A 12,003-nucleotide genomic window follows, 5' to 3' on the forward strand; every position below is an offset into this window, starting at 1 on the left:
ATCACGGGCACGGCGGCTTACTGGCATCGTCTGGAAGGCCTATTCCGCAAGCAAAACCGGGTTTCGTACTTATGCCGTACTTTTCGGTTTTTCGTACTTTTTGCCGGGAGGCTGAAACCCTTGGAAAATATGGCTCCCCGAGCAGGACGCGAACCTGCGACCGAGCGGTTAACAGCCGCTTGCTCTACCAACTGAGCTATCGGGGATCGCTGGGGAGCGTATAGCTGGACGTGTTTTGTGATGCAAGCCCGTTTTTTCAAGCCCTCCCGATTTTTTCAATGTCATGCCGAAAACCCTTTGCGGCGCATGCTTTGCCTCGACAGCGTCGCGCGGACGGGGCATCTTCGCTGCGGTTCCAACGGATTCGGCATGCGTTTCATCCATACGGCAGATTGGCAGATCGGGAAGGTGTTTCGCCGTTTCGGCGAGCGCGAGGCGCTGTTTCGGCAGGCGCGGCTCGATGTGATCGACGCGCTCGGCGCGCTTGCGATGCGCGAGGAGGCCGCGCATGTGCTCGTCGCAGGCGACGTCTACGACATGGAGACCCCCCTCCCCGCCACGCGCCGCGCGCCGCTGGAGCGCATGCGCCGCTTCCCGCATCTGACTTGGCATCTGCTCCCGGGCAATCACGATCCGCACCGGCCCAATGGGCTGTGGGACCAGATCGCCGCCGATGATCCGCCAGTGAATATCCACCTTCATCTGAGTTCCGAGCCGGTCGCCATCGCCGATGGCGTCTGGCTCCTGCCCGCCCCGCTCACCCGCAAGAGTGCGGTGGACGATCTCACCGCCTGGATGGACCAGGCGCCGACACCGCCCGGCGCCATTCGCATCGGTCTCGCCCATGGCTCGGTGCAGGGTTTCGACAGTGCCGGCGAGGCCGCGAATCTGATCGACCCGCAGCGCCCCGAACGCGCCGGCCTCGCCTATCTCGCCCTCGGGGACTGGCACCGCACGCTGAAGATCACGCCGCGCGTCCATTATGCCGGCACACCGGAGCCCGACCGGTTTGACAGCCAGATCGCAGGCAAGGCGCTTGTCGTCACCCTGCGCGGTGGCGGCGAGCCGGAAGTGCGTGAGGAGATCGTCGGGCGCTATCGCTGGCAGCGCCTGCGGGCGGATCTGCAGGCGGATGAGGCGGTTGCCGATGAAGCCGCGCGCTGGCGCGCCATCGACGCTTTGCCGCAAGCCGTATTGCGTCTCGACCTTACCGGCACGCTCTCGCTCGCGGCGCGGCAGGCGTTGGAAACGGTATTGGAGCGGCTGGAGGCGGCCTGCGCGCATCTCGAATACGATCTCACCGGCCTGCATCTGCGCCCGAGCCGTGCCGATATCGAGGCGATCGATTTCGACGGCGCTTTGCGCCAGGTGGCCGAGGAACTTGGCCGGCGGATCGACGATGCCGGCGCCGACCCGCAGGCGCGGGCGGTGGCCGAAGCGGCGCTGACGCGGCTCTACTCCCTCGTGACCACGGGGGAACGGGCGTGATCATCACCGGAATCAGCGTCAACGGCGTCGGGCGCTTCACCCGCGAGACCCGGCTGACGGGCTTCTCGCCCGGTCTCAACATCCTCAGCGCGCCCAACGAGGCGGGGAAATCGACGCTGTTTCGGGCTTTGCGCGTGGCGCTTTTTCAGCGGCACAATAGCAAACGGGAACCGATAAAAAAAATTGCAACAGAACATGCAGCCTTGCCGGTGGAGATCACCGTCGATTTCCGCATTGATGAGCATGATTACTGCCTCACGAAAAAATTCATGCGTAGCGACAAAGCAGAACTCAGCCGCGACGGCGCGGTCATCGCGCGCGGGGCCGAGGCTGACGAGGCGGTCTGGGGGCTGCTCGGGATCACGCCGGGGAGTGGTCGTGGCGAGCCGGATATCGGTGCGCTCGGCCTGATCTGGGTCGAACAGGGACGCTCGTTCGATCCACACGAGGCTTCGGCCACTGCGCGCAACACGCTGGCCGATCTGGTGACGGCGGAGGTCGGCGCACTGGTCGGCGGTGACCGCGCGCGGCATGTTCTGGAGCGGGTCGAGGCCGATCTCGATACGCGCATGACCTCGCGCGGCCCCAGGGCGGGCGGACCACTCAAGGCGGCGATCGATGCGGCGCAGGCGGCGCGGACACGTGAGCAGGACCTTGACGCCAGGCATCAGGCACTCGAAGAGGAATTCGCTGCGCTCGCGCGTTTGCGCGCAGACCTCGCCCGCGCCCGCGATCCCGCCCGCGAGGCCGATCTGCGCGCAAGGCGAGAGGCCGCGATCCGTGATCTCGAAACCGCGCGCGCGGCGCGGGCGAAGCTGGAGACCGCGCAATCCACCCTCGCGGCGCTGAAGAGCCGACGCGAAATCGCCGAAGCGCGCCTCGCTGATGCCGAGGGCTATCGCACGCGCCTCGCGGAAGCCGAGACCCGGCTGGCCGCGCTCGAAAACGCTCTCGCCGCGCAGGCGCAGGCGGAAGAGCAGGCGCAGGGCGATTGCACGAAGGCGGCAGAGGCCGTGAAGGCCCGGATCGATGATCGGGAAGCCACGCAACAGGCCCTCGCTGCTGCCGAGGCTGCGCAGGGCCGGGCCGAGGCTGCGCAGGCCCGGACCGAAGCGCGCGGCGCGATCGCGAGCCTGCGTGAGAGCCTCGCCGAGATCGACCGTCTGCGCACGGAGCTGAGCGACAAACGCGCGGCGCGCAAGGCCATCACGGTCACTCGCGAGGGGCTCGACACCGCGCGGGCGGCGCATGACAAGCTCTTGCAGGTCGGTGCGCGGCTCGAAGCGCAGGCCCCGCGCCTCGCGGTTTCGCTCACGTCCGGGGGCGCCGGTCGCCTGAGCATCGACGGCACCCCCCTCCCCGATGGCCACGAGCGCCCGCTCACCGGCGAGACCACCATCGCGATCGAAGGAATCGGTTCCCTGCGTATCATTCCCGCCGGAGGCGCGCGCGACCGGAATGCACTGGAGGATGCGCGGGCGGACTATGCGAAGGCGCTCGCCGCGATGGCGGTGACCGATCTCGGCCATGCGGAGGCTCAGCTCGACGATGCTCGCGCGCTGATCCGCGAGATCAAGGCGCTGGAAGAGCGCCTCGCCATGCTCGCCCGGCAGGCGGGCGGTGATGACGGGGATGTCGAGGGCGCCCGCGCCGGTCTGACCCAGCGGATCGACGAGGCGCAGGCGCTGATCGCGCAGGAAGAGGAAGACGGCCCGGCGCTGGCGGAAGATCCGACCGCGTTGCGGACCGCGACGCGCGCACGCCGCGAGGCCCTCGACGACGCGCGCACGGCGCTTGAAAATGCGCAGCGTACGGAGCAGGCGAAGCGCGAGCGACTGATCGAGGCGCGCACGCGCAAATCCGGCACCGCAAGCCAGCGCGATGATGCGGTGGCCGCCTGCAATGCGCTCGCCCTCAAGGCCGCCGAACAGGCCGCGCCCGAGCGTATCGAACAACTCCAATCGGCGCTCACCGAGGCGCAGGCGGCGCAGGCGCGCCAGCAGGCGGAGGTCGAGGTGCTCGCAGCCGCGACGCCGGATACAGATCAATTGCTGATCGCACAGGAGCGGGTGCAGCGTACCGAGGAGGCGCTGGACAATCACCGCGCCCATCTCGCCGGCCTCGAGCGCGACGCGGCGCGGCACGAGGAGGCCATCCGCCGGCTCGGGGCGGAAGGGCTTGAGGAAGAACTCGCCACTGCGCGCGAGGAAGCCGCCCTCGCCGCGCGCGCCGAGACCCGCGAGCAGCAGAATACTCAGGCGCTGCAGTTGTTGCAGGAGACGATAGCCGCGACGCTGGCCTCAGGGCGCGAGCGCTTCCTCGCGCCGGTTAAGCAGCATCTCGCGCCCTATCTCGCCACACTGTTTCCCGGCGCCGAGATCGATCTGAACGAGGATTTCGCCCCGACCGGCCTCGCCCGCGCCGGGACGCCGGAGGGATACGATCAGCTGTCGCACGGAACCCGAGAGCAGATCGCCGTGCTGGTCCGGCTCGCGCTGGGCACCATGCTTGCGGAGAAGGGCCGCCCGGCGCCGATCATCCTCGACGACGCCCTGGTCTTCTCCGATGACGGGCGGATTGAGGCCATGTTCGACGCCCTCACCCGCGCCGCCCGCCACCAGCAGGTCATCATCCTCACTTGCCGTGACCGCGCCTTCACCGCACTGGGTGGCGCAATGTTGCGGATCGAGGGGGTGAGCCTCAACGATTGATTTGCAGATGTCACGTCATGGTTCAGGGGAGAGCCCAATGCTCATCGAGGCCGACCGTTCGATCCTGCTGATCGTCGATTTCCAGGAGCGCCTGATGCCAGCGCTTCATAAGGGTGCCGCTGTTGCAGAACGGGCCGGGATCCTGATCCGCGCTGCCGACGCCCACGAAGTCCCGGTCGAGGTGACCGAGCAATATCCGCGCGGGCTGGGGCCGACTGTTGCGCCGGTCCGCGAACTCCTGCCCGCGACTGCGCTCATCCACGAGAAAATCACGTTCTCAGCTCAGCGCGATCCCGCCTTCGCCGCGCATTTCACGGCCCTGCGGGAAGTCGGGCGCAACCAGATCGTCGTCGCCGGCGCCGAAGCGCATGTCTGCGTGTTGCAGACTGCGCTCGACCTTCAGGCGGCAGGCTATCAGGTTTTCCTTGTGGCCGACGCGGTCGGCAGCCGTGTTCCGGAAAGCCGCGAATGCGCCATCGACCGGGCACGGCAGGCGGGATGCGTCGTCGTCAACAGCGAAATGGTTGTATTCGAGTGGATGGAGCGCGCAGGCACCGAGACTTTCCGCGCGCTCTCGCAACTGATCAGGTGAGGCCACGGGCGAGACCGGCAGCCTGTGCACTCATTCCAGACCGCCGATATGTTTCTGGGCGTAGAGCTGCACGCCAACCTGCCTGATCAGCTCCTTCTGCGTTTCGAGGAAGTCGATATGGCCTTCCTCATCTGCCGCGAGTTCCTCGAACAGGTTCTTCGAGACCCGATCCGAGACACTGTCGCAGTAATTGGCTGCTTCCAGATAAAACGCGCGCGCCTCGACTTCGGCGGCGAGGTCGCAATCGAGAATCTCCTCGATCGACTGGCCGATGCGCAGCGGGTCGAGCTCTTGCAGATTGGGGAATCCTTCAAGGAACAGGATCCGCTCCACGAACTTGTCCGCGTGGTGCATTTCCTCGATCGATTCCTTGCGCCAGAACTGCGCGAGGTCCTTGTAGCCCCAATCATCGAGGATGCGGTAATGCAGCCAGTACTGGCTGACCGCCGTCAGCTCGCTGCGCAGCCCGCGATTGAGATACTCGATGACCTTCTTGTCGCCCTTCATTACAGCACTCCGAGTTTAGAATGGTTCTAAAAATCTACTACGCTGCGGTGGGGCATTCGTCAATAGCCGCGCTCGCGTCACGGGGTGCCGGGTCATGACACATGTCAGCCGGCATGCTCCATGGCTTCGTCATGATGCGTTTCGCAGGCGGCGGGACAGCCGGCGCAGGGATCGATGCCGGGCAGTGTCGCATCCATGATCTTGCGAATCGTCCGGGCGCAACGACCGCACTGGGCAGAGCACCCCAGACAGCGATAAACCTGGGCGGGGGTACGCGGGCAATCCGCGCCCGGGTTGAGACAGCCGCGCACATCGCGGTCCGAGAGGACGTTGCAGGAACAGACAATCATCGCTCACTCCAGTTTAGAAGCTGTCTAAACTATTGATATATCTAACTTTTTCATATCCACTCCAATAAGGAGGCGCAAGCGAAAACAGTTTGAACCCGATTGTCGACGACAGGATGTCGCATCAGGCCGGCGGGATGCGTCTGAACCCGATATCTGCTACGCATCTTCGCGGACGGGGTGATCGGAAGGAGTGTCGCGATGGCCGGGATCGAAATCAGGAAACTGCACCGCGATGACCGCGCTGCATGGGAGCCGCTTTGGCAGGGCTATCTCACCTTCTACAAGACATCGGTCTCGGATCAGGTGACGCAGACGACATGGGATCGCCTGCATGATCCCAACGAACCCATGTACGCCCTCGGCGCCTTTCTGGACGACGAACTGGTCGGCATCGTGCACTACATATTCCATCGTTCAACCTGGACGATCGGCGAATACTGCTATCTGCAGGATCTCTTCACCCTGCCACAGGCACGCGGCAAGGGGGCCGGGCGCAAACTCATCGAGGAAGTCTATGCGCGTGCGCAGGAAGCCGGCGCGGCGCGGGTCTACTGGCTCACGCAGGAAAAGAACTACGAAGCGCGGATTCTCTACGACCAGGTCGCCGACCTGCCGGGCTTCATTCAATATCGCAAGATCTTCTGAACAACCGTCCGCCCAGCCCTGATGAATGATTTCGAATCGATCGCCGCGCGCCCCTCTTCCGGGCGACCGTTTCCGGGCGTAAGCCGCACTGCTTCCGGGCGCGCCTGGGCGTACCGGCTGGACGAGCGTGGCGAGATGCTGGCAAGTGCGCTGGCGCAGGCGCACGGGCTGCCCGATCTCGTGGCGCGGGTGCTGGCCGGACGCGGGGTCGCCATCGACGCGGTCGAGGGCTTCATGACGCCGCGCCTGCGCGATCTGCTGCCCGACCCGGACACCCTGCGCGACATGCAGCCCGCCGTGGATCGCCTCGCCCAGGCCGTTCACAGCCGCGAACCCGTGGCGATCTTCGGTGATTACGACGTCGACGGGGCCTGTTCCAGCGCCTTGCTGGCGAGCTTCCTGGAGGCCTGCGGCGTGCCCGTGCGCATCCATATTCCCGACCGCATCACCGAAGGCTACGGCCCCAATGTCCAGGCGATCCGGGCACTGGCCGAGGACGGTGCGCGGTTGCTGGTCAGCGTCGATTGCGGAACGGCGAGCAACGAGCCGTTCGCCGAGGCGCGCCGGCTCGGCCTCGACGTGGTGGTGCTCGATCACCATCAGGCCCCGGAGGCGTTGCCCGAGGTCACGGCTTTGGTCAATCCCAATCGGCAGGACGATCTCTCCGGCCTCGGCCATCTTTGCGCGGCAGGCGTCGTCTTCGTCACCCTCGTCGGCCTCAATCGCGCTCTGCGCAATGCCGGTCAAGCACCTGCGGAAGAAGCATTTTCGCTGATGGGCGCGCTTGATCTCGTGGCGCTGGCGACAGTCGCCGACGTGGTGCCGCTGATCGGGCTCAACCGCGCCTTTGTCCGCCAGGGCCTCACGGTGATGCGCCAGCGCGGACGCATCGGCCTGACGGCGTTGCTCGACATTGCAGGGCTCGAAACGGCACCGCAGGCCTGGCATCTCGGATTTCTGGTCGGACCACGTATCAATGCCGGCGGGCGCATCGGCGATGCGGCGCTCGGTGCGAAGTTGCTGATGACACACGATCCCGGTGAGGCGCAACGCATCGCCGGCGAGCTGGATCAGCTCAACCGCGCGCGTCAGGCCATCGAGCAGGATGCTGTCGCCGAGGCAGTGGCGCAGGCGGAGGCGGCGCTTCACCACGACACACAGGCGGCACTGCTCGTGACGTCCTCACCGGAGTGGCATCCCGGGATTGTCGGCCTCGCCGCATCACGCCTGAAGGAGCGCTTTCGACGCCCTGCTTTCGCCTTCGCCGTCGATGAAGCGGGGATGGCCACAGGGTCCGGGCGCTCGATCATCGGCGCGGATCTCGGCCGTGCGGTGCGCGCAGCCGTGGATGCCGGCATCGCCCGCAAGGGCGGCGGCCATGCCATGGCAGCGGGCGCGACCGTATCCGCTGACGCCCTTGGTACTTTCGCAGCGTATATCACCGAACGACTCGCCACTGATGTCGCCGATGCGGCGGATAACGATCGCCTGATGCTCGATGCACCGCTCACGGCGGCCGGCGCGCAGGTCGCGCTGATGGATGCCCTCGACCAGGCCGGCCCCTATGGTGCCGGCTGTCCGGAACCGGTTTTCGCGCTCCAGGAGCATCGCATCGTGAGTGTCAGGGAGGTCGGCAGCAACGGCCATCTGCGCGCACGCCTCGCCGATGGTGGCGGTGCAACCATTGATGCGATCGCTTTTCGCGCAGCAGGGACGGATCTGGGCAACCTGATCCAGCGCGCAGTCGGCACGCCGCTGCACGTCTGCGGGACGCTTTCACGCAACGCATGGGGCGGTCGCGAGCGGGTCGAGATGCGCCTCATCGACGCCGCGCGACCGGGGTGAAAAATTTTGAATGAAGCGTGCGAGAGAGGCTTGCCCCCCACCCGAATCCCTTCTATACACCCCCCGTCGCGCCAAGCCGCGACCCGCGCCCTTCGTCTAGCGGTCTAGGACGTCGCCCTTTCACGGCGAAAACACGGGTTCGAGTCCCGTAGGGCGCGCCATATTATCTTCGGTCTTCGATGTCAAAGTTTACGCTCCGAATGGTTTCGAGCAGCTGCTCATGCGTTGGAGCAAGTGGTCGCGTCGCGAAAGTACCGATTTGGCCGTTTCCGCCATTCACGACAACGGGCCGCTCCAACGCCTGACGTGCCTACAGGTTAGCAAATTCGTGTGCATGCGCTCTGGAGGGCTCGCGGCAACACAAGGAATGCCGGCTGCATTCTCTTTCGCATCAGGACAGAACCGCTCGAGGACCCTGGCTCAACCCCATTGCTCATATTGTGCCGGCGGTCCGTTGTGCCGGCGGTGTGACGTGACTGAACCCGCATATTTCACGGCCCGGGGCTCAGCGACAAACGGCGTCAGCATTCCAAGCCAAACCGTTGATCGACATGCAATTTCCTGGGTGGTCGGGAATTCGATCCGCGAAGACATTCTCACGCGCGGCGGCGTGAACGCCATCAACAGACGAGACAGCCGCCCGAGCGCGCAGCGAAACCGGCGATGCGCTCGGGCGGTTTTTGTCAGCCACGTCAACGCGGCGTCACGCTGAAGCGATCGAAGGCTGTCGTGGTCTGGGGCAGATCGCCGTAGTCGCGTCCCCAGGTTCCGGAGAACAGGACCGGTCCGCCATCGGCGCGCAGGACGCTCAGGCGCTCGGTTTCGAGCGGATTCGCCTGACCCTCTCGCGGGGTCCAGCCCTCGGTCATCAAGGCAGCAGAGTAATCGCGTCCACGCTTGCGAAAGATCAGCGTTCCACCCTGCTCTTCCAGCGCGGCCATCACGGCGTCGATATCGTAATCGCGCGGGCAACACGCATCATCGGCGAAGGTCACGTTCGCGCGCGCCACATCGCCGGCGACCGAGGATTTCACCTGGAGCATGATCCTGTCATTCGAGGTCCCGTCACCATAAAGTGAGGCGGAGACGAAGTTCTCCAGATCATCATAGAGGCCAATCTCGATGATCGAGCGCCGCGTCGTGAACTTGGAGGTGAAGTCCACTGCCATGTCCCAGTCACCTTCCGGCAGGGGCTGGCCGACCCAGCGGAAGACATTCGTCTGGTTCTCCTTGCCAATCTGGGTGGACGCGGCGGTCAAGGTCAGAAGCGTACTGTCCTCGAGGATGTAGCTGTTGGGGTCGGGGTTGATGACTTGCCAGCTTTCGCCCAGCGCGTCACGGTCGAAATCGTCGTCAATCAGGGCCGCTTCCGGCTCGGGCGCGACTTCCGCGACTTCTGTGAGGGCGCCGGCGAGTTCAGCCGCGTTGGCAGCGGTAAGATAAATTCCGCCCGTCGCCTCCGCGAGGCATGAGAGCTCAGCCTGTGCCGCGTCATCGACATCGAAGCCGATGACATGGGCGGTGAAATCCGTACCGGCGCGCTCAAGCGTCGCGGCGACTTCGCAGGGGTCGGCATTGCAGGTCTCGCGCCCGTCACTGACCAGGATGACCGTTGCCGGCGCATCAGTATAGGACAACGCTTCGGCCGCCTCGCGCGTGGCTTGTGTCAAAGGTGTGCGTCCGAGCGGGGTTATGCTCCCGAGAAAGCCGTCGAATGCTTCGCGGTCCAACGAAGCTGGCGCTTGCAGGGTCTCGATATCGGCGCAGTCGCCCTGTTCGCGATGGCCATACGCCATGAGCCCGATTTCACGGTCGCCCTGCCAGTCGTCAAGCATGCCACCAATGGCAGTTCGGGCAATCTCGATCTTGGCTTTGCCATCGATCTGCCCCCACATGCTGCCCGAGCCGTCGAGAACGAGCATCGTGCGTGGCATTTCCTGGGCCGCCACGGGCATTACGACCGTGATGGCGAGCAGAAACGCCATGGTCGCAGGCCTTGAAAGCTTGTGATCTCTCATGGTTGTCCTTTCCGCGAATTTCTGGATCGGGGAAGGCAGATCAGCCCGGCGAAAGAACATGCGCGCCTGGGACGAACGAGCGACACAAGCGCAAATCAAGCGCGCTGACATGCAGAGCATGCAATGATCACCATAACGGCCCTTTCCGAGCATCCTGTCCCTTGGCGCGAGGCTAACTGACTCAGCACACGGATCAAGTCCGGCATCAGGCCGAATAAGGGCTTCAGGTCACGCGTAACCTGGTCATGATACCGGCGGCAGAATGCTCGGCCATATGGCAGTTCAAGGGCCGATCTCCGGACTTGCTTGCCCGTCACGGCCCCTCGCAGCCTCTGCCTGCTCAGGCAACGACACCGAAACCGAACTGGACGATCTGCCCGATGATGGCGGCAGCAGATGCGATGGCGCCAATGACCGGCACGAAGACGGGGATGTCGGGCACGTCGTCCGGCTGGCTGCGCCACTTCATGCGGATCAGCGACAGGTTCACCCCAAGAAAAACGATCAGGATCGCGAAACTCGTCGTTTCCGCAAGCGATTTGAGCGGCACCAGCAAGGCCAGCAGCAGCACGAGTGCCACAATGACGAGCGTCGCCGGAATCGGTGTATCGGTCTTGCCGTTGACCATGGCGAAAACGGCGGGCGCACCGCGACTGTCGCGCGCGATATCCAGAAGAAGCCGCGACGCGGCGATGATCTGGGTCAGCGCCCCGTTGACGATGACGAAAAGACTGGCAATCGCAATCGGCAGCCCCGGCCAGCCGGCGAGTTCCACCGCCTTCACCAGCGGCGCCGACGCCCCGGCGATGATGTCGAACGCACCCGTACCGACCAGCGCCATTGCAATCAGCATGTAGAAGACGAAGACGATGCCGAGCGATATCATCATGGCTCGCGGCAGATTGCGCTTCACATCGCGCACCTCTTCCGCCGTCTGTGCCATGTCACCGAAGCCGATGAAGGAATAGACCGCGAGGATGGCGCCGGCAAACAGCATGCCGAAGCCGTCGAAGCCGAAGGAGAACGCCACCGCGCCCGCCTCCCCGCCCGTGTCCCCAGCCGGGCCCGAAAGCAGCGCGCCCGGAAATGCCATCAAGGCATCTCGCAGCGCCCACAATACGGCGAGAAGAGCGGTAATGCCGATGATCGTCGTCACCGTCATCAGCCAGGAACTCTCCTTCATGCCGGCAATGGCGATCCCGCCGAGCACGATTATGAGGCCAACCGTCGCGATCCAGCCGGGAACCGAGGCGAAACTGTCGAGATAGGCGACGAATCCAGTGACGATGGTCGCAGCTGACACCGTATTCGCCACCATCAGCACCCAGCCCGCCCCGGAGCCGAGCCAGCGTATGTAAAACGCGCGCTCCAGATAATCGATCGGTCCGCCGGCAGTGGGAATGCGCGCACCCATCTCGGCGAAGGACAAGGCGGACGTTATCGCGACGACAGCGGCAAGCGCGTAGGCAAACGGCGTCAGTGCACCGGCCACGCCCAGCACTTCACCGACGACCACAAAGATACCGGCCCCGAGGATCGTGCCCGATCCGTAGAAAACCAGTTGCCACAGCCCAATGGAGCGATCGAGTCCGGAATCGTGTTGTGTGGCTCGAGACATCCCGCAGACAACTGCATGCCGGAGCGATGGTTCCCGCGTTTGCTGTCGGCCCCACCGAAAGGATGCTTCACCCGCAAGTGCCATCACCCTGCCCCCTTACGGTCAAACGCTCGCGCAATGTCACAATCCCTGTGCCCCGGTCGTATCGGTCAAGGGCTGAACGCCACCGCAGCCGCAGGAGCCTTCATGAGCGCACTTCTTCGGGCCAGCGCCGAAACAAGAGCTCGAG

General features: G+C 64.9%; 9 protein-coding genes and 2 tRNA genes. 6 read left to right on the forward strand and 5 right to left on the reverse strand.

Translation table 11 applies throughout. The features are described from left to right. Nucleotides 1–130 precede the first annotated feature (130 nt). Nucleotides 131–206: transfer RNA gene (locus tag VKP01_RS01845), tRNA-Asn, on the reverse strand. A 163-nt stretch (nucleotides 207–369) separates the two neighbouring features. Here VKP01_RS01845 and VKP01_RS01850 point away from each other — a divergent pair. Genes VKP01_RS01850 through VKP01_RS01860 form a run of 3 tightly spaced genes read left to right on the forward strand, consistent with a single transcriptional unit; the run spans nucleotide 370 to nucleotide 4,791 of the window. After that, on the forward strand, nucleotides 370–1,488 hold the full coding sequence (locus tag VKP01_RS01850; protein ID WP_324409935.1) for a DNA repair exonuclease: 1,119 nt from the start codon (nucleotides 370–372) through the stop codon (nucleotides 1,486–1,488). Next, entirely contained in the window at nucleotides 1,485–4,199 is a 2,715-nt protein-coding gene (locus VKP01_RS01855; RefSeq protein WP_324409936.1) for an AAA family ATPase, read from the forward strand. Before VKP01_RS01850 ends, VKP01_RS01855 begins: the two co-directional genes overlap by 4 nt. A 37-nt stretch (nucleotides 4,200–4,236) precedes the next feature. Further along, a complete protein-coding gene (locus VKP01_RS01860; protein ID WP_324409937.1) occupies nucleotides 4,237–4,791 on the forward strand; it encodes a hydrolase in 555 nt (184 codons plus the stop codon). 30 nt (nucleotides 4,792–4,821) lie between these two features. Here VKP01_RS01860 and bfr read toward each other — a convergent pair whose 3' ends face one another. After that, a complete protein-coding gene (gene bfr, locus VKP01_RS01865; protein WP_324409938.1) occupies nucleotides 4,822–5,298 on the reverse strand; it encodes a bacterioferritin in 477 nt (158 codons plus the stop codon). A 104-nt stretch (nucleotides 5,299–5,402) separates the two neighbouring features. After that, entirely contained in the window at nucleotides 5,403–5,648 is a 246-nt protein-coding gene (locus tag VKP01_RS01870; RefSeq protein WP_074445297.1) for a (2Fe-2S)-binding protein, read from the reverse strand. 198 nt (nucleotides 5,649–5,846) lie between these two features. Here VKP01_RS01870 and VKP01_RS01875 point away from each other — a divergent pair, with 198 nt between their 5' ends. From VKP01_RS01875 to VKP01_RS01885, 3 genes are all read left to right on the forward strand, one after another. After that, entirely contained in the window at nucleotides 5,847–6,293 is a 447-nt protein-coding gene (locus VKP01_RS01875) for a GNAT family N-acetyltransferase (protein WP_324409939.1), read from the forward strand. Between the two features lie 21 nt (nucleotides 6,294–6,314). Further along, nucleotides 6,315–8,138: a single-stranded-DNA-specific exonuclease RecJ gene (recJ, locus tag VKP01_RS01880; protein ID WP_324409940.1), complete on the forward strand. Its 1,824-nt coding sequence runs from the start codon at nucleotides 6,315–6,317 to the stop codon at nucleotides 8,136–8,138. 85 nt (nucleotides 8,139–8,223) lie between these two features. Continuing rightward, a tRNA-Glu gene (locus tag VKP01_RS01885) sits at nucleotides 8,224–8,299 on the forward strand. A 531-nt stretch (nucleotides 8,300–8,830) separates the two neighbouring features. Here VKP01_RS01885 and VKP01_RS01890 read toward each other — a convergent pair. Next, nucleotides 8,831–10,123, reverse strand: a complete 1,293-nt coding sequence (locus tag VKP01_RS01890; protein WP_324409941.1) for a vWA domain-containing protein — start codon at nucleotides 10,121–10,123, stop codon at nucleotides 8,831–8,833. 373 nt (nucleotides 10,124–10,496) lie between these two features. Further along, nucleotides 10,497–11,774, reverse strand: a complete 1,278-nt coding sequence (locus VKP01_RS01895; RefSeq protein WP_324409942.1) for an APC family permease — start codon at nucleotides 11,772–11,774, stop codon at nucleotides 10,497–10,499. Nucleotides 11,775–12,003: the final 229 nt, after the last annotated feature.

The sequence above is a fragment of the Saliniramus sp. genome (assembly GCF_035311605.1).
Classification (GTDB): domain Bacteria; phylum Pseudomonadota; class Alphaproteobacteria; order Rhizobiales; family Beijerinckiaceae; genus Saliniramus.

Bases quoted from the DNA above. Each gene is read 5' to 3' on its own strand.
- VKP01_RS01850 (WP_324409935.1), top strand. From the start codon at position 370: ATGCGTTTCATCCATACGGCAGATTGGCAGATCGGGAAGGTGTTTCGC.
- VKP01_RS01860 (WP_324409937.1), top strand. From the start codon at position 4,237: ATGCTCATCGAGGCCGACCGTTCGATCCTGCTGATCGTCGATTTCCAG.
- bfr (WP_324409938.1), bottom strand. From the start codon at position 5,298: ATGAAGGGCGACAAGAAGGTCATCGAGTATCTCAATCGCGGGCTGCGC.
- VKP01_RS01870 (WP_074445297.1), bottom strand. From the start codon at position 5,648: ATGATTGTCTGTTCCTGCAACGTCCTCTCGGACCGCGATGTGCGCGGC.
- VKP01_RS01875 (WP_324409939.1), top strand. From the start codon at position 5,847: ATGGCCGGGATCGAAATCAGGAAACTGCACCGCGATGACCGCGCTGCA.
- recJ (WP_324409940.1), top strand. From the start codon at position 6,315: ATGAATGATTTCGAATCGATCGCCGCGCGCCCCTCTTCCGGGCGACCG.
- VKP01_RS01890 (WP_324409941.1), bottom strand. From the start codon at position 10,123: ATGGCGTTTCTGCTCGCCATCACGGTCGTAATGCCCGTGGCGGCCCAG.
- VKP01_RS01895 (WP_324409942.1), bottom strand. From the start codon at position 11,774: ATGTCTCGAGCCACACAACACGATTCCGGACTCGATCGCTCCATTGGG.